The organism is Allosalinactinospora lopnorensis (genome assembly GCF_000981225.1).
Lineage (GTDB): Bacteria > Actinomycetota > Actinomycetes > Streptosporangiales > Streptosporangiaceae > Allosalinactinospora > Allosalinactinospora lopnorensis.
Genome location: NZ_LAJC01000037.1, coordinates 1 through 22,808 on the forward strand (window position 1 = coordinate 1; position 22,808 = coordinate 22,808).

The following is a 22,808-nucleotide window of genomic DNA, read 5'->3' on the forward strand; positions in this document are numbered from 1 at the left end:
ACCACCGTCGAATGGAGCCGGCCCCTGCACGAGTAGTACACACGGGTACGGACGCGGCTGTCGCAGCATGTGGACGGGCCGATCGGCCGCCCGGCCACGTCACGGCGCGACTGACCCCGCGGCCGCGGCGTCGACCCATGGTCACGCGCGCCCGGCACGAAGGTCCGCCCGCTTCGGGTCCGAGGGCACTGTACGCGAGACCCGGCGGCTAGGAGGGTTGATGGTAGGGAACCGGACGGATGGAGTCGCTCATGACGGAGCAGGACACAGCGACGGCACTGGTGACGGGAGGCGCGCGCGGCATCGGCGCGGCGGTGGCGCGGACTTTTGCGAGGTGGGTATGTCCGTGGTCGTCGCCGATGTCCTCGACACGGAGGGCGAGCAGCTCGCGAAGGAGCTGGCCCAGCAGGCGAGATTCGTCCACCTGGACGTGCGGAGCGCCGAAGATTGGGCGAACGCGGTGGCCGCGGCCGGACCGCTGACGGCACTGGTGAACAACGCGGGCGTCCTCACCGTCGGATCGATCGAGACGCAGTCCGCGCAGGACTTCCACCGGGTTCTCGATGCGAACCTGTTCGGCACCTGGCTGGGCATGCGCGCCGCGCTCCCTGCGCTGCGCCGCTCAGGGGCGGGCAGCGCCGTCAAGATGTCCTCGACCGCGGGCATGCAGGGCTATGCCGACATCGGCGCCTATGTCGCCAGAAAGTGGGCCGTCCGGGGGCTGACCAAGACGGCGGCGCTCGAGTTCGCCGCGGACGGTATCCGCGTGTGCTCGGTCCGCCCCGGGCCGATCCGCACGCCCATGACCGCCGAGATGGACGACTCCGCCACGGCCGGACAGCCCTTGCCGCGGTCCGGTACTCCCGAGGAGGTCGCCCGCATGGTCTACTTCCTCGTCACCCAGGCGACCTATTCGACGGGGTGCGAGTTCGTGATCGACGGCGGCGCCATCACGGGCAGCGTCGTCGACCTCCCCTCACAATGACCCGACGTCATACCGAAGCCATGACCGATCGCAAGGGGGAGCGCGATGCGCCAGATCGACAAATGGTACGGGCAGCCGGAGATCGCCGAGCTGGAGGACCGGGTGCGCCGCCTGGAGGCACAAGTGGTCACACTCTCCCGGAAGATCGAGGAGCTCAGAGCGAGGCTGGCGGAGGCCGGCATGCCGCCGACACTCGGCGAGCAGCCGCCGGACACCGCCACCACCGAGCCGGGAAGCGCACCATAGCGCCGCAGCCGTGCTCGCCGCACGGAGGCGACCCCGCTGCCGCCGCGGACACGGGGCCCGGCTCGGTGCCGTTCCGGGGCGGAATACATACAGGGGGAGGTATGCTGGAGGACACTGAGAGGCGGTGAGGTATGGAGATGACTCCGGCGCTCGTGGGCGATGCGCTCACCCGGCTGCGCCGCGCCCAGGGCCAACTGGCCGGCGTGGTGTCGATGATCGAGGAGGGCGAGGACTGCGCCGCGGTGCTCACCCAGCTCGCGGCGGTCTCGCGCGCGCTCGACCGTGCCGGTTTCAAGATCGTCGCCAGCGGGATGCGGCATTGCCAGGCCGCCCGTGAGCGCGGGGAGGAGCCCCCGATGACCGAGCAGGAACTGGAGAAGCTTTTCCTCTCCCTGAGCTGAAGGTCGCGCAGCACCGGACGCCTCTGTGCCGCGCATATTTTTTGTCTGCTATATACCCCCAGGGTCTCACACTGAAAGGAAGCGAAGAACGACCTTGAGTGACTCCCCGGTAGGGGACCAGCGGCCGGGCCGAGGCCCGCCGGTCAACGGAACGACCGAGAACACGGACACGACGGACCGAGGAGAACGATCGCGGTGACTTCCCACATCGGCGTGCACGTAATCGAGACCTCCTCGCTGGGCGACCGCAGCTATTTGGCCGCCGACGGCGAGGTCGCGGCGGTGGTCGACCCGCAGCGCGACGTCGACCGCGTCCTGGCCCTGGCGGGGCGGCTGGGCGTGCGCATCACCCACGTGCTGGAGACCCACGTCCACAACGACTACGTCTCCGGCGGGCTGGAACTGTCCCGGCTGACCGGGGCCGCCTACGGGGTGGCGGCCGCCGACGAGGTGCCCTTCAAGCGGGTGCCGCTGACTGACGGCGACCTCGTCGAGGTCTCGCCGCGGATGCGGCTGCGCGCCGTCGCCACCCCGGGCCACACCTTCCACCACCTCTGCTACGTCGTGGAAGGTCCCGAAGGCCCCGAAGGGGTGTTCACCGGGGGGTCGCTGCTGTTCGGCACCACCGGGCGCACCGACCTGCTCGGCCAGGAGCACGCCGAGGAGCTGGCCCGCGACCAGCATGCCTCCGCGCACAAGCTGGCCGACCTGCTGCCCGACGGTGTCCGGATATGGCCCACCCACGGCTTCGGCAGCTTCTGCTCGGCCTCCCCGGCCTCCGGCGACGCCTCCACTCTGGGCCGGGAGAAGGAGATCAACCCGGCGCTGCGGCTGGCCGCCGACGAGTTCGTCACCCAGACGCTGTCGGGCCTGGACACCTACCCCGCCTACTACGCCCACATGGGGGTGCGAAACCTCGCCGGACCCGAGCCGGTGGACCTGCGCCTCCCCGCCATAGCCAACCCCGATCAACTGCGCCGCCGGCTGGACGACGGCGAATGGGTCGTGGACCTGCGCACCCGCAAGGCCTACGTCGAGACGCACCTGGCGGGCACCGTGAGCCTGGGCCTGGACGGACCCATGGCGACCTGGCTGGGGTGGATGATCGATTGGGGCGCCCCCATCACGCTCCTCGGCGAGACCCGCGAACAGGTCGCCCAGGCCCAGCGGGAGCTGGTGCGCATCGGCATCGACCGCGTCGCCGCGGCGGCGGTCGGCGCCCCCGAGGAGCTCGCGGCCGCGGAGGGGCAGGTGCGCACCATGGCGACCGCCGACTTCGCCGATGTGGCCGCGGCCCTGGACGGGACCGCCCGCGGCGGTCTTCCCGCCCCCGATGTGCTGCTGGACGTGCGGTTGAACAACGAGTGGAACGACTCCCACATCGTTGGAGCGGTGCACATCCCGCTACCGGACCTGCCCCGCCGCCTCGGTGAGGTTCCCGAGGGGACCGTGTGGGTGCACTGCGGGAGCGGCTACCGCGCCGCCGCGGCGGCCTCGTTGCTGGCCGGTGCCGGCCGCAGCGTCGTACTCATCGACGACATCTTCGGCACCGCGGCCGACAAGGGCGTCACCATGGCGGCCACCGCATGACCGTTCCACGCCCCAAAGGCAGGAAGGACCGTTCCAACGCAATGAGGAAGCACGCAATGGACCATGCCGAAGCGGTCGGTATGGACGCCGCCCGCGTCCGCGCCCTCCAGGAGGCCGACCCCCGCGTCCGGTTGATCGACGTGCGCACCCCCCGCGAGTTCGCCGCCGCGCACATCCCCGGCTCCTCCAACGTACCTATCGAGCTGCTGCGCGAGCACCGGCGGGAGCTGAGCGCCGAACACGCCGATCCGGTAGTGCTGGTGTGCCGGTCGGGCACGCGCGCCGAACAGGCCCGGCAACTGCTCGCCGCCTCCGGACTGGGGCGGATCCATGTGCTGCAGGGCGGGATCTCGGACTGGGAGAGCGCGGGCGCACCGCTCAAGCGCGGTCGAGGCACTTGGGCGATGGAGCGCCAGGTCCGGTTGGCGGCCGGTGCGATCGTACTGCTCACCGTGGTGGCCAGCCTCGCCTTTGCGCCACTCAAGTGGATCGCCGCTTTTGTGGGCGCCGGCCTGATCTTCGCGGCCGTCACCGACACCTGCGCCATGGCCCGCGTGCTGTCGCTGCTGCCGTGGAACCGCGTCCGCCAGTGCGACGCACCGGCCACGCTCTCCGCGCTGACCGAACCCGCGCCCACGGCACGTACCTGAGCGGAACCGCCGGCCACGATGAGGGGAGTAGCTAGAGCATGGCGACGGCGATACTGTTCGGCCTGTTGATCGGTCTCCTGCTCGGTCTGCTCGGGGCGGGCGGAGCCATCCTCGCCGTCCCGGCCCTGGTCTTCGGCGTCGGGCTGCCGCTGCACGCCGCCATCCCCGCCTCCCTCGTCGTGGTGGGCGCGTCCGCCCTGGCGGGCCTGCTCCCCCGGCTGCGCCGGCACGTCGTCCGCTGGCCTGTCGCCCTGGTCTTCGGCGCCGCCGGCGTCCCCGCGGCCTTCGCCGGCACCGCGCTCGGTCGGCTGCTTCCCGAACGCTGGCTCATGCTCGGTTTCGCCGCGCTCATGGTCGCCGTCGCCCTCCGCATGCTGGGCGACCGGACCGATCACAGCGGCGCGTGCCGCACTCGAGCCGGCACGGTGAACTGGCGCAGATGCCTTCCCAAAGCGCTCGCCACCGGCGCGGCCGTCGGATTCCTCACCGGCATGTTCGGCGTCGGCGGCGGATTCGTCATCGTCCCCGCTCTCATCCTGCTGCTCGGTCTGACCACCACCGAGGCTGTCGCCACCTCCCTGGCCGTGGTGGTCATCAACGCCGCTTCCGGCCTGGCCGCCCACGCAGGCGCGGCCGCCGATCTCGACTACACCGTCATCGTGTTCTTCACCGCGGCGGCCATGGCCGCCTCACTGGTGGCCGGGCGCCTCGCCGAGAAGGTCCCCGCGAAACCGCTCCGCACCGGGTTCGCCGGCGTGGTGCTGGCCGCCGCCGCGGGCACCGCCGCGGCGGCGATCGCCGCCCCGCACCTGCTCGCCGCCGCATGAACCCCGGCGACCGCCAGCCGCGGGAAAGAGTGCGGCCGCATTGTGCGAGCCCACGGCCGTGTCCGGTCGCCCCCGGGAGCGCGCCCCGGCCGGCGTGAGGCCCGGTCGATCAGTGCGCGGACTCCCGTTGCGGAAGCGGGACTCAGCCGGCTGTTTCCCGGGCGTCCTCCGCGGCCCCGTAGCGGGTGCGCAGCAGCCCCCGGCACCAGCCGGCGTTGCCCTCGATGCTGATACGGGTCGTGCGGGCGAAACGCAGCCGCGCCGGCAGCTCCTCCAGGGTGAGGGGAGCGCCCTCGTCGTCGACCAGCAGCGGGGCCTCCTCCCTCGCGGGCAGGGCGAGGTCGCGGCGCCTGCGCCGCAGCCGCTCCAGCTCACCGCCGTCCACCCGGCCGGCCGCGTCTCCCAGCCGCAGCCGCAGCAGCTCCGCGTGGTCGGCGCCGGAGGCCAGCAGCGCGGTGGCGACCCGCTCCTGGCAGGCCGCGTGCGCCTTGCGCCGGAAGGCCAGGCGCAGCTCCGCCAGCTCGCCCTCCGCCAGATCGGGAAACGCCGCCCCGAATCCGCGGCCGGCCGCGACGCCCCCGTTGATCTCCTCGGACGCGAAGTGGTCGAGCAGCCGCACCCGGACATCCGAGACGCCGGGCAGGGCGCGCAGCGCGTCGTCGGCGTCGGCCACCATGAGGAAGGCGAAGTTCGGCGCGCAGAAGTAGGTCGGCAGCCGCAGGTCGGCGGTGGCCGTTCCGTCGTCGGCCACCCCGGCGTCGGCCACGAACCCGAGGTCGGTGATGGGCTCGTCGAGCTCGGGGTCGCGCACCGTGCCCAGTGCCCGCCACACAGCGGAGACCGGAACGGCCGGCCGCGGTCGTGTCCGCGTCATCCCAGCACCGCCTCGTTGCGGTCGGCGGCCACGACCGGTGAGGTGTCGCGCTGCTCCGGGACAGCGAGGCCGAGACCGGGCGGGACGTCGATGTCGTAGAGCCGGGCGAGGTTCAACCCGAGGATCTTGCGCTTGATGTCGGGGGTCAGCGCCCCGTACTCGCCCTGCATGTCCTCGGGGATCTGGAAGTCCGCGAACGCCTCCACCAGCCACTTCGGTGTCCAGATGGCGTAGTCGCTGGCGAAGGTGATCCGGTTCTCGTCCAGCCAGTACAGCAGTTCCCCGATGATCTGGGCGAAGTAGCGGGGCCGCGTGTGGATGAACGGCATCGCGACCGCCAGTCCCCCGTACACGTTGGGCTCCTGCGTGGCGATCCAGCAGAAGTCCTCCAGCCTCGGCAGGCCGACGTGCTCGACGATGAAGGTGAGCTCGGGGAAAGCCGATGCCGCGTCGTCGACGTCGGCCACGTCGAAGGCGTCGCGGTTGAGCGGGTAGATCGTCGGCCCCTTGTGCACGTGGATGTTGCGGATGCCCAGCTCCTGGCACTTCTCCAGGTAGCGGTAGGACCACGGGTCGGACAGCTTCCACCCCTTGGAGGTACCCTTCCACTCGGCCGTGTAGAGCTTGACTCCTTTGAGGCTCCACCGCTCGGCCAGCCGCTCCAGCTCGGCGAGCCCGCCCTCGCCGTCGCGGGGATCGAACGAACCGTTGACGATGAACCTGTCCGGATGCTTCTCGGCCAGCGCCCCGTCCTGCTCGGTCGTGTTGAAGCCGTTGATGAAGAAGTCGGTGAGGTAGGTGGGCTGGAAGATCGCCTTGTCCACGTAGCCGACCTCGAACAGGTCGTGGAGGAGGTCCTCCTCGCTCTGCCGCTGGAAGTGCTCCAGGTCCCACACGGCGTGGTCGGGGCTGAGGTTTCGGTGGTAGTCGTAGAAGCAGTTGAGGAAGCCCTCTCCGTAGCGGTTGGCCTGGTTGGCGGGCGTTCCGTCCCAGAAGTGGATGTGTCCGTCGACGACGAAGTAGCGTTCCCCGTCCTTCTCGTACATGTCGGCCTCCGTTGAAGCGTCATTGGTGTGCGGGTGGGGCGATGGGCCTCCCGGTTCAGCGCTTGACGGGTTCGAGGATGGCCCGTCCGCCCGGTATCCGCCCCTGGTCCAGGTCGTCCAGGGCGTCGAGCGCGGCGTCCAGGGGGTAGGTCGTCGTCCTCAGCCGCACTTTCCCCTGTGCGGCCAGCGCCATCAGCTCCTCCAGATCGGTGTAGGAACCGACGAGATTGCCGATGATGTTGATCTCGCGGGAGATGATGTCGATGGTGGGGATGTCGAGCGCGCCGCCGTAGCCGATGACGAAGTAGCTCCCCGCGTCGCGGGTCATCTCCACCCCGTCCTTCTCGGTACCGCCCTCACCGACGAAGTCGAGCACGACGTGCGCCCCCTTGCCGCCGGTGATGTCCTTGACCGCCTCCACCTGCGTACCGTCGGCGGCGATGGTGTTGTGGGCGCCCAGTTCGGTGGCGACCCGCAGCGCCTCCTCCGACCGGTCCACAACGGTGATCTCGGCGGGGGTCAGGGCGATGAGCGACTGCAGGCCGATGTGGCCAAGGCCTCCGGCGCCGATGAGAACCACGTGCGTGCCCGGATACAGCAGCGGGACGGCCTTGCGAACGGCGTGATAGGCGGTGAGCCCGGCGTCGGCCAGCGCCGCGACCTGTGCGGGCGCGAGTCCGGGGGCGAGTTTGACGCAGGCGCGGGCGTTGGTGCGCAGCAGCTCGGCCATTCCGCCGTCGGTGTCGATGCCGGGAAAGAGGGAGTTCACGCAGTGGACGTCGTCGCCGGCCCGGCAGGCCCGGCACAGGCCGCAGGTGACGAGCGGGTGCAGGATCACGGTGTCGCCCGCGTGGACGTGGCTCACCGCCGACCCGGTTTCGAGGACGGTCCCCGCGTTCTCGTGGCCGATGATGTACGGCAGCCGTACCCCGCTCTTGGCGGCCCACTGGCCTTCGATGATGTGGAGGTCGGTACGGCACACCCCGGCGGCGTTCATCTCGACCAGGACGTCCAGCGGCTCGGTGATCTCCGGATCGGGGACCTCGTCGATGGACGGCCGCCGATTGTACTCGTGGACCCGTACAGCGTGCATGTGTCCCCCCGAAGCACTTGCGTGAGCTGCGTCACCTCTATCTGAACACACGCCGCCCACCAGGCAAAGCACCGTTCCTCCGGGCGAACGAATCGAATCGGCCGGATACCGGCGGAAACGGCTCCATTCCGCCCGAACCGGCGGAGCCGGTCGTCGCACCCCCGCGGCGGCGAGCGACCGAAGCGCCGCGACAGAATGTCGGTTTCGTCACCTTTATCGCCGCGCACCGCCGCCCCGACCGGCTTGAGAAGCCCGCGATCGCTCCTGATCAGAAGGGAGAAACCGATCGACGCGCCCCCGCCGCCCCGGAGACGAGAGGCGGCCCGGAGCGTGTCGGCCGGAGGCTCCGCTTGGATACAGTCAGCCGGTCACATGCCGAGTAAGCGTTTTCCCTGGGGGTGGTCCATGAGCGGGGTCATCACCGGCTTCGGTGTGATCGCCAGCATCGTCGCGGTCGGGTACGTCCTGGGCTGGCGCGACTCCCTCGGGCACAACGGCCGAGAGGTCCTCACCAAGCTGGCCTTCTACGTCGCCACCCCCGCCCTGCTCTTCGAGATCCTCTCCGGCGCCGACCTCTCCGCCCTGCTGTCGATCCCACTCCTGGTCACCGGGATCGGCATGACCACGACAGCCCTGCTCTTCGTCGCCATCGGGGCCGCGCGCCGATGGGGGGTGGGGCCCACCACCATGGGCGCGCTGTGTTCCAGCTACGTCAACTCCGGCAACCTGGGCATCCCCATCGCCGTCTACGTGCTCGGCGACGCGTCCCTGATCGCACCCGTGCTGCTGCTCCAGCACCTGGTGTTCACGCCGATCGCCCTGGCGGTCCTCGACCTGGCCGGCCGCGGCCCGGATGATCGTTCCGGGGTACTGCGCATCGTGACCATGCCCTTCCGCAACCCCGTCGTCGTCGCGTCACTGGCCGGGATCGCGATCGCCGCGACCGGCTGGACACCGCCCGCCCCGCTCATGCAGCCCTTCGAGCTCGTCGGTCGATGTCCGTCCCGGCGGTGCTGCTGGCGTTCGGCATCTCTCTGAACGGCAGCGTGTTCCCCGGGCGCGGCCCCGAGCGGACCCTGGTCCTGCTGTCGGTGGCGCTGAAGTCGCTGGGCCAGCCGCTGGTCGCGTGGGCGGTCGGTGCCGGAGTCTTCGGCCTGCAGGGCGCGGCGCTCTTCTCGGTCGTGGTCATCGCCGCCCTGCCCGCCGCCCAGAACCTCTTCACGTACGCGTCGCGTTACCGGACGGCGATGCGGATGGTACGGGAGTCGATTCTCGTCTCCACCTTCCTCACCGTGCCGGTGCTCGTGTTCATCGCGATCCTCCTGGACTGAGGAGCGGACCGACCGGTCTGCGGCGACCGGGAAGCCCGTGGAAACCCCGCGGTTGTCCGATAGCGGTCGCGGAAAACCCGGCCGGCTCCACCGGCGGGGAACACGGCATTCTGAGAATATTGAACATAACCCGTGCCGCGCGGGCGGCGCACTCGGGCGGGCCGCCGGTTGCGCGCCAATCGCGGTGCTCGCGCGGGGAACGTTCGACCTGAGGAAGCGAGGAGACACGCAAAACATCTCAACGGAATCTCAATATGACAACAACGCAAGATTGTTGACAATCAGGGTCAACACCACTAACTTCCCGACTCATCTTGAGTTCCATGCTCGTTCCCGCAGATCCCGGCCGGACCGCCACCGCCGGCCCATCCCCTACAGAACCGTGGAGGCACCGGGGCTCCCAGGACACGTGGACGGATCGAGCGAAACACCGGCCCCGCCGGTCCTGATATCCGCTCAATGGGCAGGAGGGCCCACTTCGATCAGGGTGAGTTAAACGAATCGATCGCCACCGAAAAACGGGAGCCGCGATGCTAGACGACCTCGCCCGCAGGTTCGGCCTGCGCACCAATTCACAGATTTTTTTCAGTTCCGCTCTGCTAGCGATCGTATTCGTCGTTGGAACGATCCTCTTCACCGACCAGGTGAATGGGATCTTCAGCAGGATGACGGAGGTCATCCTCTCGACCCTCAGCTGGTTCTACATCCTCGGGGTCACCGTCTTCCTGGGCTTCCTCCTCTGGATCGCGATGAGCCGCTTCGGCAGTGTGCGTCTCGGCGGGCGCGACTCGCGTCCGGAGTACAGCAACTGGGCCTGGTTCGCGATGCTCTTCGCCGCGGGCATCGGCACCATCCTGATGTTCTGGGGCGTAGCGGAACCGATCAACCACTACGCCAACCCGCCGCGGACCCCGCTCGGAATGGGAGAGGAGGACTTCGCCCAGACCTCGGCGGCGGCCAAGCAGGCGATCACCTTCACCAACTACCACTTCGCCCTGCACACCTGGGCGATCTTCACCCTGCCCGCGCTCGCCTTCGCCTACTTCATCTTCAAGCGCGGGCTGCCGATGCGGGTCAGTTCGATCTTCCACCCCTTCCTCGGTGAGCGGATCCACGGCCCCATAGGCCGGATCATCGACGTCACCACGATCCTGGGCACCCTGTTCGGCCTGTCGGTGTCCATCGGTCTGGGCTCGGCGCAGATCAACAGCGGGCTGGCGAACCTGTTCGCCCTGCCGACCGATCCCGACAACCCACTCACCCTGGTCAACCAGCTCGCCATCATCGTCGTCATCACCGCGATCGCGATCATCTCTGTGGCACTCGGCCTGGACAAGGGCATCAAGCGGCTGTCCAACATCAACATCCTGATGGCGATCGCGCTGCTGGTCTTCGTGTTCGTCGCCGGGTCGACGCTGTTCCTCGCCAAGGGCGTGGTCGAGCAGACCGGGGACTACCTCGCCAACATCGTCGCGCTCGGGTTCTGGAACGACACCTACGCCGACACCGGGTGGCAGGACGGCTGGACGGTGTTCTACTGGGCCTGGACCATCACGTGGGCGCCGTTCATCGGGATCTTCATCGCCCGCATCTCCAAGGGGCGCACGATCCGGGAGTTCGTGGCCGGGGTGCTGGGCCTGCCCACTTTGTTCAGCGTGATCTGGTTCAGCATCTTCGGGCTGGCCGCCTTCGACATCGAGCGGGCCGATCCGGGAGTGCTGGTCACCCCGGTCGTTGAGGAGGGGGACATCCCCGGTGCGCTGTTCGTCTTCCTGCAGCACTTCCCGATCCCCGAGACCCTCGGGACCGTGATCGCGGCCGTCGCGGTGGTGATCGTCGCGATCTTCTTCATCACCTCCTCGGACTCGGCCTCCCTGGTCATCGACATGATGTGCACCGGAGACCAGCATGTGCTGCCGCCCACGCGCCAGCGCGTTTTCTGGGCGATCCTGGAGGGCCTGGTGGCGCTCGCCTTGGTCGGCGGTGCCGGGGCGGCCGCGCTGGACGCCCTGGCCGAGGTCATCACCGTGATGGGACTGCCGTTCTTCATCATGTCGTTCCTCATGATGGCCGCGCTGGTCAGCTCCCTGCGGAAGGACCCCGACGTTCCGGGCAACGAGGCGCTGCGGCCGGAGCGCGAGGCGGAGCCGGAGGCGGCACGTTCCGACCCCGACTGACACCGCTGGAACCCGCCGCCCCGTCTCCCGACTGGCTGGGAGGCGGGGCGGCGGCATGTCAGGGCGCCATTTAATCGCGGTCCGCGCGAATCAACACGGGGACGGTGGGTAGCCGGACGGCCATAGTGAGCAAAGCGCGTGAGGAGGTCCCGGTCGAGGGCTCGTGCCGTCACACACCAAGAGACCGCGGAACAGCCGGACACAGGCCTGGCGACCGCTGGGGTGCCGCGGGAGCGCCCGGATCGGAGATCCCGTCGCAGTGCTGCGAGGTGAAACAGGTGTCCACTCCACATCCCAGACCTCCGGAGAATGAGCGTCCGCCCCGTACCGAAGAACAGGACGATTCGCTCGGCGATCTCGTCACCGATGTGATCGAGGACGTGCAGAGACTGCTCCGCCAGGAAATGGCCCTGGCCAAGGCGGAGATCCGCGAGGAGGCCGCCAAGGCGGGCAAGGCGGCCGGCCTGCTGAGCGGTGCCGGGTTCGCCGGCTACATGGTCCTGGTGCTGCTGAGCCTGGCGGCTGTGTTCGGCCTGGCCGAGGTGATCGCCCTGGGCTGGTCGGCGCTGGTGGTCGCCGCCGTGTGGGCCGTAATCGGCGCGGTGCTGTTCCTCGTGGGACGCGGCCGGATGCGAAACGTATCGCCAACGCCCAAGCAGACCATTGAGACGCTGAAGGAAGACGCGCAATGGGCACGCCACCCGACGAGATAAGAAGCGACATCGACCGGACACGCGCCGAGCTGAGCCGCGACGTCGACCGGCTCGCGGACCGCACGAGCCCGCAGCGCACCGCGCGCCGGCGTGCCGAGCAGATGTGGAGCTCGGTACGCCGCCTGCGCGAGCGGATGATGGGCGGCGCCTTGGAGCCCGCTGTACCGGATCAGGAGAACACCGGGGAGACGGAGGACGCGGCGGCGTCCGGGCCGGAGGAAGCGGCGCACCGCACCGCCGGCACCCCGGTCACGGTCGGCCTCGCCGCCTTCGGCGCGGGTGCGCTGGCCGCCTTCGTGTTCCGCAGGACGCGGCGGAACAGGGCGCACGGCGGCTCGATGAGCAGGCCGGTGAGGCGGGCGGCCAGGTCCGGGGCCTCACGGCGGAGGCGGACGAGCCGGCGCAACTGGCTGCGGGACTGCTGAGAACCGGCGGTACCGCGTGGACCACCGGGTCGCGCATCCGGGAGACCGCCAGCGGGTAATCACGGCGGCGCCCCTGGTCATCAGAGCCCGCCCGAACGCGTGGCGGAGCGTGGGACGGCCCCTCGTTCGCACGGCGGAGGTGGGAACGGTGACACGACACGAGGACCAGCGGGAGGGCGGCCGGCACAGGAGCCGTCCCAGTGACAACGCCGCTCCCGACGAGCTGACCGACCTCGGCAGTCGGTCGTGGACCGGGGTACTCAAACGCACCGTCAAGGAGTTCAACGAGGACAATCTGACCGACTGGGCGGCGGCCCTGACGTACTACGGGGTGCTGTCGCTCTTCCCGGCACTGCTCGCGCTGGTGTCGCTGCTCGGCCTGTTCGGCGACGCGGCGATCCGGCCGCTGGTCGAGGGCCTCGGCCGGGTCGCTCCCGGGCCGGTGCAGGAGACCCTGACCGCGGCTCTGACCAATCTGCAGAACGGGCAGGGTGCCGGTATCGCCTTCGTTCTGGGGCTCGCGGTGGCCCTGTGGTCGGCCTCCGGCTACGTGGCCGTCTTCATGCGCGCCTCCAACGTCGTGTACGACATGCCGGAGGGACGCCCGTTCTGGATCACCCTGCCAGTGCGGCTGGGGACAACGGCCGCGGTGGTGATCCTGCTGGGGCTCAGCGCGGTCGCCGTCGTGTTCACCGGCGGACTGGCCGGGTGGGCGGCCGGGTTCATCGGTCTGGGCGACACCGCGGTACGGATCTGGGACATCGCCAAGTGGCCGGTGATCGTACTGGTCGTGATCCTGGTCCTCGCGCTGCTCTACTGGGCGGCGCCCAACGTCAAGCAGCCGGGCTTCCGCTGGCTCACTCCGGGCAGCGTGCTGGCGGTACTGCTGTGGCTGGCGGCGTCCGCGGCGTTCGCCTTCTACGTGGCCAACTTCGGCAACTACAACGAAACCTACGGGACCCTCGCCGGAGCGGTCATCTTCCTCGTCTGGCTGTGGATCTCCAACATCGCCGTACTGCTCGGCGTGGAGTTCGACGCCGAGTTGCAGCGGGGGCGCAACATCGCGGCCGGGCAGCCCTCCGACCAGGAGCCCTACGCCGCGCCCCGCAGCACCCGGAAGTTCGGGGGCGGCCCCCCGCCGCCGCGCACCGGGGAGGCCTCCCGCGACCGCCCATCAGGGCGGTGACCCGGAACGGCGCCTTTCCCGGGCGGTCCCGCCCACCGGCGGCGCGATCAGGTCCTTCAGGTCGTCGGGACCGGCCTGGGGATGCCGGCGCGGAACGGCCGGATCCCCGTGTCACCGCTCATGGCAAGGACACCGGGGACGACCACGGAAAGAACGGTTTCCGGCCGGGCAAAACGCGGAACGGGAGAAGATCCCGGTCCGCGGAGAGCGTCCTCACATCAGCGGCCGCAGTGGGGCCAGGAGGATCTCGCCGAACCGGACCCAGACGGGCCGCCCGCTCCACTCCTCCGCGGTCAGCGGCCGAGCGTTGCCCCGGTCGTTGGCGAAGACCTGTTCGAGATGGGCAGCGACACCGGAGTCGATGATCTCCACATTGATCTCGTAGTTGCCGGTGAGGCTCACCCGGTCGATGTTCGCGGTCCCCACTGTGCTCCACCGGCCGTCGATCGTGGCGGTCTTGGCGTGCACCATCGCGTCCTGGAACAGCCACAGCTGCACCCCGCCGCGCAGGAGGGCGGAGTAGCGGTTGCGCGCCAGCCAGTCCGCGATGACGTGGTTGGACCGCTCCGGCATCAGGACGTGCACCTCCACCCCCCGCTGGGCGGCCGCGACCAGGTTGTCGACGATCTCCTGGTCGGGGATGAAGTAGGCCTGCGTGATGTAGATGTGCTTGTCGGCCCGGTCGATCGCTTCGAGGTACATGCCCCGGATCGGGTAGATGAGCTGCTCCGGCACGTTGCGGTAGACGCGGATGTGCGCGTTCCACGGAGCGGCGCCGAGGTGGTCCAGGACGGGGTGCTCACTCTTGCGGTGGGCGTTCCAGAAGTCGATGAACGCGTTCTCCAGCTCCCACACCGATGGCCCGGCCATCCGCAGGTGCGTGTCCCGCCACCGATCCGCGTACAGCTCCCCCACGTTGAAGCCGCCGACGAACCCGGCCTCCCCGTCCACGGTCAGGATCTTGCGGTGGTCGCGCCCGGACTTGCGGATGTCCAGCAGCAGGATCCCGGGGCGGAACACCGGGTAGCGCAGGACGTGCACCAGCGGCGGGAACCGGAAGAACGAGCGCGGCACCACGAGGTTGGCGAAGCCGTCGTAGATGACGTAGACCTCGACCCCTCGCTCCGCCGCCTCGATCAGGGCGCTCTTGAACCGCTGGCCCACCGCATCGTCCTTGAGGATGAACGACTCGAACAGGATGCGGTGCCGCGCGCCCCGGATGGCCCGCAGCATGTCCTGGTAGAGGTCCTCCCCGTAGGTGTAGGTGGTGACGGCCGTCCCCTCGACGCCGATCTCCTTCGCCTCCGTCTTGGGGAATGTCACGCGGCGGGGGCGGAACCTCTTGCGCCAGGTATCGATGCCGATGAGAACAGCGATCACCGTGGCCTGCGCCGCGACCAGCGCGAGTAGTGCACGCTTGACCACGGTGACAATAGTGCGCCCGCGCAGCATGGTGTCGATCCCCCGTTCGCCGTTCCGGATCCGCGGGCGTGTGGAACTCGCCCCTTTCTTCGGCTTGGCTCAGCAACCAAGGTACCGCTTCGATCGGCGCGGGCCCGAAGCTACCCGCGCCTTCGGAACGGAACGGGCGAAAAGCGGTTCGCGGGCCGGCGCGGCCGGATCGTCCGCCTCACGGCGGGAACAACCGGAAGCCAAAACAGAACCAGGACCGAAGATTCCGTTCGAGGCGGATACCAAGCGAGAAGAAAAAGGCTTCTACCACGCAACAGGCCCGTACCCGCCCGGATGCCCGCAGCGTGTTTCATCTCAAACCGCGGACTCCGCAAAAGAAGCCCCGGCCGTGTTCCCCGGCGCGCCCGCACTTTCCGTGACAGCCGCCATGAGGCAGGACGGCGCCGCGCCGAACCCCTGAATCCGCCGTTGGCGGTTCAGCACACCGGTACTGCGTTCAACGGACGACCGGAAAAACCCGGCAACAGGAAATTTACCCGGTTTTCCGCACTCGGACACGCACCGGCCGCGCGACCCGAATAGCCGAACCCGTGGACGCACCGGACCCACGGCAGGGTATTCGGGGAAGTCAAGCGGACTCGCGGCCCCGCATCAACCGAACAACCGAACCGACAAATCGGGGGAAAATCGCAGCAAACAGCACAAGCAATCAGGTATACCCAAAGAAGGGGAAAGGGTATGGGTTTCACTATCCATTACCGCTCTTCGCGCCAATGGTGCGCGAAGACCATTTTTAGGGGGATTGATGGATAAAAGGACCGTTGCCGCAGCCGCCCTGGCCCTGCCCTTAGGCGTGCTGGCCGCCGGCCCCGTCCACGCCGATGACACGACGACTCTGCAGGCACAGCTCGCCCCTGTGAACGAACCGGACGCGAGCGGGACGGGGACGGTGCACCTGGACGGAACCCGCGTCACCGTCGACATCGAGGCCGGCGGTCTGGTCGGGAACCTCGCGCACGCCCAGCACTTCCACATCGGCGGCCAGAACACCTGCCCGCCGCACGACGCGAACGAGGACGGCGACGGATTCATCTCCACCACCGAAGCCCAGCCGTACGCCGGTGGGATCAAGACCTCTCTGACCACCGAAGGCGACACCAGTCCGGCCAGCGGTCTGGAGGTGGGCCGGATGCCTCTGGCCGACGGGGAGGGCCATGTCAGCTACCAACGGAGCTTCGAGGTTCCCGAGGATGTCGCGGCATCGCTCGAAGCGGGCGAGGCCGTCATCGAAATCCACGGCATCGACGCCAACGGCAACGGCCGGTACGACTTCGAGGCGGCCGGCGAGAGCGACCTCGACCCCGCCCTTCCGGCAGAGGCCACACACCCCGCGCTCTGCGGTGAGGTCCGGACCGCTCCTGATGGCGGCATGGCCGCCGGCCACGGCGGCAGCGCGGGAACGGGTGCCAACGCCGGTCTGATCGGGCTCGGTGCGGCCCTGGTCCTCGCCGCGGGCGCGGGTGCGCTCAGAGCCCGGAGGCCGCGCCCTGAGCGGTAGCCATCCGGTGGACCACGTCCCGCGCTGGGAGCGTGCGAGGAGAGGGCAATCCCGATCGTCGCACCGCGGTCGCCGCGCGATCCGCACGGCGACCGCGGCCCTCGCCTGTGCCGCCGGGGTACTGCTCATAGCGGTGGGGCTCGGCGGAGGACCGGGCGACCAGCGACCGCCCACGCCGGAGCCCGCCGCCTCCCCGACGGGCGGGGAAGGCGGCGGTTCGCGCGGGACGCCAGAGGGCGAGGCCCCTCGCCCTCTGGCCCGCTCGGAACCGGCCGGCCTCGCGATCCCCGCGCTCGGCCTGGAGGCGGACGAGTTCGTCGCGCTGGGGCTGCGGTCCGATGGAGAGATCGAGGTCCCCGCCGATACCGACACGGTCGGCTGGCACGAGAACGGCCCGTGGCCGGGGCAGGGGGGACCGGCCGTGCTGGCCGCCCACGTGGACTCCGCCACCGGACCGGCGGTCTTCCACCGGATCGGGGAACTGCGCCCCGGCGACGAGGTCGCGGTGACCCGAGCCGACCGCACCACGGCGGTGTTCACCGTGGACCGCGTGGAGCAGTACGCGAAAGAGGACTTCCCCACCCGGAAGGTGTACGGCCCTACCGGCGGCCGAGCGGAGCTGCGCCTGGTGACGTGCGGCGGCGACTTCAGCGCCGCGGACCGCGAGTACCGCGACAACATCGTCGTCTACGCCGCCCTGGCCGCCGCATCCCCCGCGGACTGAACAGCGGCGGGTGGCCCCCGGGAGGCGCAGCACACCGTCTGCGGCCACCGCCGGCCGCACGCCGGCGGGCGTGAATGGCGTGCGCGCGTCGGGGCGGTGGCCGGAGAACGGATGGCCGTGCTTCGAGGAGGCACGAATGCATGCACCGGTGCGTCCCGCGGGACGCGGGACGGCCTCCGGCGTCCTCACCTGGGCGGCGGGACGGTGCTCGCGCCCGCTGCGGGCGCGATGTTCGCGTTCAGGTGGAACAGGTTGGTCGGATCGTAGACGTCCTTGATGCGGGCCAGCCGATCGTACTTGCCGGGGCCGTAGGCCGCCCGCACCCGGCCCTCCTCGTACTCGGCCATGAAGTTGACGTAACTGCCGGCGCTGACCGTGTACGGCTGCAGGGCCTCCCAGAACGAGCGCACCCAACGCCGATCCGTCTCGACCGGCCCCGGTTCGGGCGCTATCGCATCAATGGAGAGCGCGAAACGCGCCCGCCGGCTGCCGCCGAAGGCGGTGTCGGCCTCGCCCGTGTCGCGGTAGGCCCCGCCGAGCGGAAATATCGGGGAGAACGACATCGGCGACGTCTTGCGCGGCAGGTACTCGGCGATGACGCCGATCGCCCCGTCGGTCAGCTCGTCCAGGTAGAGCGCCTTGCTGTAGCTGAAGATGCCCCATGTGGCACTCGCGTCGAGCTCCCGCTGCAGCTGTGTGTACGGCAGCGGGGTGCTGAACTCGAACAGCGGCGGCAGCGCGCCGCGGACGGGCCGCAGCAGCCGCTCGTGCTCCTGCTCTGTGGAGAAACCCGCGATGATCATGGCGCACCCCGGGACGTGGTGGTACCGCTCGGGCACGAACGGCGCCGGCGGCGCGCTGAGCCCGGCCGCGATGAGCGCGTTGGCGTCGCGCGGCAGGGGTTCGATGACGTCGCGGGCCAACCGCAGCACTTCGGTGCTCTGGTCGAGTCCCCAGAAGAGCAGCCCCATGTACACCTCCGGCCCCACCGGATGCAGCTGGAACTCGAAGGCGATGACGACGCCGAAGTTCCCGCCACCGCCGCGCAGCGCCCAGAAGAGGTCCGGGCGCTCCTTCCGGGAGGCGCGCACGATGCGGCCGTCGGCGAGCACCACCTGGGCCGAGACGAGGTTGTCGATCGTGAGACCGTGCCTGCGGGTCAGCCAGCCCATGCCTCCACCGAGGGTGAGCCCCCCGACGCCGGTGTGGCTGATGATCCCGCCGGTCACCGCCAGCCCGTGCTCCTGGGTCGCGGCGTCCAGGTCGGCCAGGGTGGCGCCGCCGCCGCACACCGCCCGCCGCGCGGCGGGATCGACCGACACCCCGTTCATCCTGCTGAGGTCGATCATCAGCCCGCCATCGGCCACGGAGGCCCCCGTGAGACTGTGCCCTCCCCCGCGCACGGAGACCTCCAGTCCTTCGTTCCTGCCGAAGGCGACGGCGGACGAGACGTCGGCGGCCGAGCCGCAGCGCGCGATCACCCTGGGGTGCCGGTCGAACGCCCCGTTCCACAGGGAGCGGGCGCTGTCGTAGCCGGTATCGGTCCGGGTGAGTACATCGCCACTGAAACGGGTGCGGAACGTGTCGGTGTTGGTACCGCTGATGCCGGTCATGGGTTCCCCTACCGTGTGCGCGATAGACATGGGGGCGTACCCGAAACAGGTCTGTGCTGGAGTTCGCGGTGCGGACGGCGACCATGTCTTCCCAGTTCACAGTGGCCTACACCGCCATGTTCGCTGTGCGCGCCCGCGGCGGGGTAGAGCCGAACGTGCACGGACGTCTAGGGGCGAAGGTCCCGCCGCGCTGGACCAGGTGGAGTAGGGGTGCCCAGCCGTCTCGCGGCCACGCAGGGGCGACCGTACCCGTTCAGGTGCCGGGGGCGGTGAAATCCGGTTCCCGGCCGGTTTTGGTGAAGTTGTCGACCCTGGTTCGCTGATTCTCGCCTTCCCAGATGATGAAGAGACGCCTTCTGTCAGGCATCTCTATTCTCCCGCGCTCGCGGAACTCGTTCTCAGCGGCGCATTCGAGCGTGATGGAGGAAACCCCGTTCCTGGTGTTCAGCGAGCCCGGACAGGAGAGCGGGCCGCTGGTGACCACTTCGTTCCCGGAGATGGTGAGGGTCTGCACCTCGTTCCCATCGGCGACCGACTCCCAGACCCCCGTCATGCCCCCGTCCACCTCCTCGTCCGCACCGTCCTCCTCGGGGACCTCGGGAACCTCGGGTTGGCCGTCCGGCACGGCCTCGGCCCGTTCACCGCCGCCCCCGGCACCTTCACCGGTGCCGCAGCCGGCCACCAGAACGGCGGCGGCGAACCCCGCCCCCGCGATTCGCACCCCTTTGCACGCGAACATCTCCTTCACCACGGATAGATGGTAAAGGATGGGTTACTGGGAACGGCCCGCGCGGAATCGCCGGCGCCGCGGGGCCACCGACGCCGCGGGGCCGGGCGCGAGCCCCGGCGCGGCGAGCGCCATGGAGAACGGCACCACGAACAAGCGTGAAGTCATGACTTAACATTCTGTTAAGTTTTTCCTTCAGATGACGGTTGTATTGACTGATCGCGATGTAAGCTGGGCGCAGCTATGAGTTCCTCCTTGGATTCCCCGGACCCCGCCCCCGCGCCTCCTCCCGCCGTTCCTCCGTTCGACGAGCACGAGTTCGGCACCCGCATCCGCGAGCTGCGGACGGAGCGGGGACTGTCGCTGCGCAAGGTCGCCGAACTGCTCGGCATCAGCTAGTGCGCTCTCCCAGATCGAGCGGGGCAAGATGCGCCCGTCGGTGACCCGGCTATACCAGATCATGTCGGTGCTGGACGTACCGATGGCGGCGGTCTTCGGCTCGGAGCAGCCGGAACCGGCCCCGCCGCTCCCTCCCGAGGCGGCCGGTGACGAGGTCATCGTCGTCCGCGATGAGGACGCGGCCAGGCTCGCTCTCAGCCGCGGTGTGCGCTACCGCAGGCTCACCCCGGTCGCCGTCCCGGGGATGAACATCTTCGAGTCCACCTATCCGCCGGGGTCGGGCTCCAGCCAGGACGGGGAGTACGTCAGGCACAACGGCCGCGAGATCGGCAATGTGCTCAGCGGAAGGCTCGTCGTCGACGTGGGCTTCGAGAGCTACGAACTCGGTCCCGGGGACTCGATCATGTACCCCTCGACCACACCGCATCGCATCTCCAACCGCGGCGACGCCGACGCCGTCGCGGTGTGGATCAACCTGTCGTGAGGCCTGAGGACCGCCCGGCCGAGTCCGGCACCGCCCGCGCTCCCGGTCGGGGCTAGTACGCGCCTTCCTCTGCCACCGGCCCGCTGCGGGGGTCGTCCATCAGTGCCCGGGCGAGACCGACGGCCTCGTGGACCCTGTCGAGCCACTTGCGCTGGTCGGCGTGGTCGTCGGCGCCGGGCCGCAGTTCGACCTGCGCACCGGGTGCCAGAGTGAGGACGATCCCGCGGGGACGCTGGTCGCTGACCCGGACTTCCTCGGGGCGGAGGCGGGCCACGGCGGGGGTGGGGCTGTTCATCGGCGGCTCCGGCGGACGTGCGCCCCAGGCGGACGGGAAGAACAGGGAGAAGAACGTGCCCGAGGTGGCTTCCAGCGGCCCCCAGTCATCGGCGAGGGTGTCGACGAGCAGCAGTCCCCGGCCGCGTTCGGCGGCGGGGTCGGGGGCCTCCGGCTGGGGGGCCGTGCTGGCGCCGTCGTCCTCGACGGTGACGTGGAGGACGCCGTTGCGGCGGCGCAGTCCGGTGCCGAGGATGAGCTTGCCGCCCTGGCCGGTGGCGGTGTGGGTAATCGCGTTGGTCACCAGTTCGGAGGTCAGTAGTACGGCGGTGGCGATGGTCTCCTCTGGCGCCGCGGGCCCCGAGCGGGTCAGCGACAGTACCTCGCGGAGCCAGTGCCGGGCCTCCGCCACGCTTTCAGGTTGGCCGGGGAGAGTGTAGGTGTGGCTCTCCAGCATGCTCACCTCCACCGTTCCGGCTTGCGGGCGGCCGGCTCCGTACGTCGGCGCCCCACACCCCAGGGTGTCTCCCGCGGTCTCAGCACGCATGGGCTGCCGTGCCGATCGGGGTGGGCGCTGGTTCATCGTGCTTCCTTCGCGGGCGGCGGTTTCGGAGTCCTGCGTCCCCGCTGGGCGCTGTCCCAAAGTGGTCTGGGTGTACAGCAGATAGCCGGATGTTAGAACGGCGCGAGCGCCGGCACTTCCACGAAGGCGCACAAGAGTTGCGCCGGGGCGCACGACCGGTTACTCAGTGTCCTCACCGCCCGCGCCACGCGGGGCCGACCGCAGGCGCCGGGTGGCGGGCGGCACCGCGGCCCGACCTCGAAAGCGATCGCCCGGACGCACGACCTTCCCGAGGAATCTCAGTCCGCCACCTGGACTGATGATCAATTCAACTGAATCCGGAAAATGGCTGTATTACACTTGTGGATTCGCGGTTCGCCACCAGAGCCCAGCGGTGGAGGCCTGTTTCGATGATGTCCGGAATCTGCGGTAGAGGATGTTCCCAATGGCCGGGGGAAGCTATCTCGTAGAAACGACAAAGACCGAGCTCATGGCGCCGCACGAGCGCACCGAATTCTGGAGTGAGCACGTCAACGCCTATCATTGCCGACTGGACTACGATTATCCGCTGACCAGCGGTTTCAATGGCGGAACGGTTCGCCAGCGCACCGATACCTACCAGAACGTCCTGTTCTGGTCCGGGGAAATCGGATACATCAGAACTCCGAAACAGGTGCGCCAGGCCCCGGACGAGGACTACCGGTTCGTGCTACCGCTCACCGGGGAACTGGTAATACGGCAGGACGAGCGGGAATCGCGGTTGCCTCCCGGGGCCGGGAGTCTGTTCACACTGGGCGCGCCGTTCGACCTCGTACAGGAGTCGGACGCGTGTGCGTTCATCCTGACCATCCCCGCCGGCGAGGTGGACGGTCCGCTGAACCGGTCATCGCCGCTGGCCGCAGGACTGGACCTGAGCTCCGGCCTGGGCCGCGTCGTGAACGATATGATGACCGGCCTGTTCGAGGAGCGCGACTCCCTCACCAGCGGCCAGTTCGACGCGGTGTGCGACCGGATGGTCGAGCTGCTGTGCATGCTCGTCGTGGGCGACGACCGCCCGGACGCACCGGGACACCTGGCCGAGGTGGAGGCCATGGTCCGCCGGTACGTACGCGAGCACGCCGCCGACGGGGAACTGACCTGCGCGGCACTGGCCCAGGAACTGGGATGGTCGCTGCGGCAGATCCAACTGGCCCTGCAGCGCGTCGGCACCACTCCCAGCGAGCTGATCCGCGAGGAACGCCTGCGGTCGGCGCGGGAACGGCTGCGGAGCCCCGCCTACCAGCACATGTCCATCACGGATCTGGCATACGCGTCGGGGTTCTCCTCCGCGAGCGCACTCAGCACCGCGTTCCGGAGGCGGTTCGGGATGACCCCCCGCGAGGCGCGCAACGAGCGGGACGCCGACTGAGCAGGCACTGCGCCGGGGAACAACTTCCCTACGCACGAGCGCAATTCCCGGCGAGCGTTCCATTGTAGCGTCGCGGTGGCATGCCGGGCGGCTCGCACAGCCG

Annotated in this window: 21 protein-coding genes and 2 pseudogenes; 15 read left to right on the forward strand and 8 right to left on the reverse strand. The window is 69.5% G+C overall.

The annotated features are described in order from the left end of the window. The first annotated feature begins 340 nt into the window (after positions 1–340). The 6 genes from VS93_RS14605 to VS93_RS14630 all read left to right on the forward strand — a co-directional run bounded on the left by VS93_RS14605 (position 341) and on the right by VS93_RS14630 (position 4,699). Positions 341–985: an SDR family oxidoreductase gene (locus VS93_RS14605; RefSeq protein WP_236700552.1), complete on the forward strand. Its 645-nt coding sequence runs from the start codon at positions 341–343 to the stop codon at positions 983–985. Between the two features lie 45 nt (positions 986–1,030). Then, positions 1,031–1,231: a hypothetical protein gene (locus VS93_RS14610; protein ID WP_046470487.1), complete on the forward strand. Its 201-nt coding sequence runs from the start codon at positions 1,031–1,033 to the stop codon at positions 1,229–1,231. A gap of 131 nt (positions 1,232–1,362) precedes the next feature. Continuing rightward, entirely contained in the window at positions 1,363–1,632 is a 270-nt protein-coding gene (locus tag VS93_RS14615; RefSeq protein ID WP_046470488.1) for a metal-sensitive transcriptional regulator, read from the forward strand. Positions 1,633–1,827: 195 nt separating this feature from the next. Continuing rightward, a complete protein-coding gene (locus tag VS93_RS14620) occupies positions 1,828–3,222 on the forward strand; it encodes an MBL fold metallo-hydrolase (protein WP_046470489.1) in 1,395 nt (464 codons plus the stop codon). Between the two features lie 56 nt (positions 3,223–3,278). Beyond that, complete coding sequence (locus VS93_RS14625) at positions 3,279–3,872, forward strand: rhodanese-like domain-containing protein (RefSeq protein WP_046470490.1); 594 nt, start codon at positions 3,279–3,281, stop codon at positions 3,870–3,872. Between the two features lie 38 nt (positions 3,873–3,910). After that, positions 3,911–4,699 (forward strand): sulfite exporter TauE/SafE family protein, encoded by a 789-nt coding sequence (locus VS93_RS14630; RefSeq protein ID WP_046470491.1) that lies wholly within the window; start codon positions 3,911–3,913, stop codon positions 4,697–4,699. 142 nt (positions 4,700–4,841) lie between these two features. On the opposite strand, the gene VS93_RS14635 is transcribed toward VS93_RS14630, so the two are convergent. Genes VS93_RS14635 through VS93_RS14645 form a run of 3 tightly spaced genes read right to left on the reverse strand, consistent with a single transcriptional unit; the run spans position 4,842 to position 7,712 of the window. Continuing rightward, the gene (locus VS93_RS14635) at positions 4,842–5,573 is read right to left on the reverse strand and encodes a metal-sulfur cluster assembly factor (protein ID WP_046470492.1); all 732 of its coding nucleotides are present in this window, start codon (positions 5,571–5,573) and stop codon (positions 4,842–4,844) included. Next, on the reverse strand, positions 5,570–6,619 hold the full coding sequence (locus tag VS93_RS14640; RefSeq protein ID WP_046470493.1) for an amidohydrolase family protein: 1,050 nt from the start codon (positions 6,617–6,619) through the stop codon (positions 5,570–5,572). Before VS93_RS14640 ends, VS93_RS14635 begins: the two co-directional genes overlap by 4 nt. Positions 6,620–6,674: 55 nt before the next feature. Beyond that, on the reverse strand, positions 6,675–7,712 hold the full coding sequence (locus tag VS93_RS14645; protein ID WP_046470494.1) for an NAD(P)-dependent alcohol dehydrogenase: 1,038 nt from the start codon (positions 7,710–7,712) through the stop codon (positions 6,675–6,677). 405 nt (positions 7,713–8,117) lie between these two features. On the opposite strand from VS93_RS14645, the pseudogene VS93_RS14650 reads away from it, so the two are divergent. The 5 genes and pseudogenes from VS93_RS14650 to VS93_RS14670 all read left to right on the forward strand — a co-directional run bounded on the left by VS93_RS14650 (position 8,118) and on the right by VS93_RS14670 (position 13,544). Beyond that, positions 8,118–9,043: pseudogene (locus VS93_RS14650) on the forward strand (AEC family transporter). Positions 9,044–9,573: 530 nt separating this feature from the next. Next, complete coding sequence (locus tag VS93_RS14655; protein ID WP_046470495.1) at positions 9,574–11,220, forward strand: BCCT family transporter; 1,647 nt, start codon at positions 9,574–9,576, stop codon at positions 11,218–11,220. Positions 11,221–11,498: 278 nt separating this feature from the next. Further along, positions 11,499–11,933, forward strand: coding sequence for a phage holin family protein (locus VS93_RS14660; protein ID WP_046470514.1), 435 nt, complete (start codon positions 11,499–11,501; stop codon positions 11,931–11,933). Beyond that, a complete protein-coding gene (locus VS93_RS14665; protein ID WP_052745764.1) occupies positions 11,909–12,358 on the forward strand; it encodes a DUF3618 domain-containing protein in 450 nt (149 codons plus the stop codon). The genes VS93_RS14660 and VS93_RS14665 overlap by 25 nt, the downstream gene beginning before the upstream one ends. A gap of 148 nt (positions 12,359–12,506) precedes the next feature. Then, the gene (locus VS93_RS14670; protein WP_201776648.1) at positions 12,507–13,544 is read left to right on the forward strand and encodes a YihY/virulence factor BrkB family protein; all 1,038 of its coding nucleotides are present in this window, start codon (positions 12,507–12,509) and stop codon (positions 13,542–13,544) included. 213 nt (positions 13,545–13,757) lie between these two features. On the opposite strand, the gene VS93_RS14675 is transcribed toward VS93_RS14670, so the two are convergent. After that, entirely contained in the window at positions 13,758–14,996 is a 1,239-nt protein-coding gene (locus tag VS93_RS14675) for a phospholipase D-like domain-containing protein (protein ID WP_046470496.1), read from the reverse strand. Positions 14,997–15,762: 766 nt separating this feature from the next. On the opposite strand from VS93_RS14675, the gene VS93_RS14680 reads away from it, so the two are divergent. Beyond that, entirely contained in the window at positions 15,763–16,515 is a 753-nt protein-coding gene (locus tag VS93_RS14680; RefSeq protein ID WP_046470497.1) for a hypothetical protein, read from the forward strand. Positions 16,516–16,522: 7 nt separating this feature from the next. Next, the gene (locus tag VS93_RS14685; RefSeq protein WP_236700553.1) at positions 16,523–17,239 is read left to right on the forward strand and encodes a class F sortase; all 717 of its coding nucleotides are present in this window, start codon (positions 16,523–16,525) and stop codon (positions 17,237–17,239) included. Positions 17,240–17,424: 185 nt separating this feature from the next. Here the strand turns inward: VS93_RS14685 and VS93_RS14690 are convergent, their stop codons facing one another. The 3 genes from VS93_RS14690 to VS93_RS32550 form a co-directional block, all read right to left on the reverse strand. After that, positions 17,425–18,852 carry an FAD-binding oxidoreductase gene (locus VS93_RS14690; RefSeq protein ID WP_046470498.1) on the reverse strand — a complete coding sequence of 476 codons (1,428 nt, stop codon included), beginning with the start codon at positions 18,850–18,852 and terminating at the stop codon, positions 17,425–17,427. 253 nt (positions 18,853–19,105) lie between these two features. Next, a complete protein-coding gene (locus VS93_RS14695; protein ID WP_046470499.1) occupies positions 19,106–19,591 on the reverse strand; it encodes a hypothetical protein in 486 nt (161 codons plus the stop codon). 33 nt (positions 19,592–19,624) lie between these two features. Continuing rightward, positions 19,625–19,747: a hypothetical protein gene (locus tag VS93_RS32550; RefSeq protein WP_269082860.1), complete on the reverse strand. Its 123-nt coding sequence runs from the start codon at positions 19,745–19,747 to the stop codon at positions 19,625–19,627. Between the two features lie 75 nt (positions 19,748–19,822). Between VS93_RS32550 and VS93_RS14700 the strand changes: the two are divergent. After that, positions 19,823–20,462: pseudogene (locus tag VS93_RS14700) on the forward strand (cupin domain-containing protein). A 52-nt stretch (positions 20,463–20,514) separates the two neighbouring features. On the opposite strand, the gene VS93_RS27030 reads toward VS93_RS14700, so the two are convergent. Further along, on the reverse strand, positions 20,515–21,318 hold the full coding sequence (locus VS93_RS27030) for an ATP-binding protein (protein ID WP_082126895.1): 804 nt from the start codon (positions 21,316–21,318) through the stop codon (positions 20,515–20,517). 424 nt (positions 21,319–21,742) lie between these two features. Between VS93_RS27030 and VS93_RS14710 the strand changes: the two genes are divergently transcribed. Further along, on the forward strand, positions 21,743–22,705 hold the full coding sequence (locus VS93_RS14710) for an AraC family transcriptional regulator (RefSeq protein WP_046470500.1): 963 nt from the start codon (positions 21,743–21,745) through the stop codon (positions 22,703–22,705). Positions 22,706–22,808: the final 103 nt, after the last annotated feature.

Bases quoted from the DNA above. Each gene is read 5' to 3' on its own strand.
- VS93_RS14605 (WP_236700552.1), top strand. From the start codon at position 341: ATGTCCGTGGTCGTCGCCGATGTCCTCGACACGGAGGGCGAGCAGCTC.
- VS93_RS14610 (WP_046470487.1), top strand. From the start codon at position 1,031: ATGCGCCAGATCGACAAATGGTACGGGCAGCCGGAGATCGCCGAGCTG.
- VS93_RS14615 (WP_046470488.1), top strand. From the start codon at position 1,363: ATGGAGATGACTCCGGCGCTCGTGGGCGATGCGCTCACCCGGCTGCGC.
- VS93_RS14625 (WP_046470490.1), top strand. From the start codon at position 3,279: ATGGACCATGCCGAAGCGGTCGGTATGGACGCCGCCCGCGTCCGCGCC.
- VS93_RS14630 (WP_046470491.1), top strand. From the start codon at position 3,911: ATGGCGACGGCGATACTGTTCGGCCTGTTGATCGGTCTCCTGCTCGGT.
- VS93_RS14635 (WP_046470492.1), bottom strand. From the start codon at position 5,573: ATGACGCGGACACGACCGCGGCCGGCCGTTCCGGTCTCCGCTGTGTGG.
- VS93_RS14640 (WP_046470493.1), bottom strand. From the start codon at position 6,619: ATGTACGAGAAGGACGGGGAACGCTACTTCGTCGTCGACGGACACATC.
- VS93_RS14645 (WP_046470494.1), bottom strand. From the start codon at position 7,712: ATGCACGCTGTACGGGTCCACGAGTACAATCGGCGGCCGTCCATCGAC.
- VS93_RS14655 (WP_046470495.1), top strand. From the start codon at position 9,574: ATGCTAGACGACCTCGCCCGCAGGTTCGGCCTGCGCACCAATTCACAG.
- VS93_RS14665 (WP_052745764.1), top strand. From the start codon at position 11,909: ATGGGCACGCCACCCGACGAGATAAGAAGCGACATCGACCGGACACGC.
- VS93_RS14675 (WP_046470496.1), bottom strand. From the start codon at position 14,996: ATGCTGCGCGGGCGCACTATTGTCACCGTGGTCAAGCGTGCACTACTC.
- VS93_RS14680 (WP_046470497.1), top strand. From the start codon at position 15,763: ATGGATAAAAGGACCGTTGCCGCAGCCGCCCTGGCCCTGCCCTTAGGC.
- VS93_RS14690 (WP_046470498.1), bottom strand. From the start codon at position 18,852: ATGACCGGCATCAGCGGTACCAACACCGACACGTTCCGCACCCGTTTC.
- VS93_RS14695 (WP_046470499.1), bottom strand. From the start codon at position 19,591: ATGTTCGCGTGCAAAGGGGTGCGAATCGCGGGGGCGGGGTTCGCCGCC.
- VS93_RS32550 (WP_269082860.1), bottom strand. From the start codon at position 19,747: ATGACTTCACGCTTGTTCGTGGTGCCGTTCTCCATGGCGCTCGCCGCG.
- VS93_RS27030 (WP_082126895.1), bottom strand. From the start codon at position 21,318: ATGAACCAGCGCCCACCCCGATCGGCACGGCAGCCCATGCGTGCTGAG.
- VS93_RS14710 (WP_046470500.1), top strand. From the start codon at position 21,743: ATGGCCGGGGGAAGCTATCTCGTAGAAACGACAAAGACCGAGCTCATG.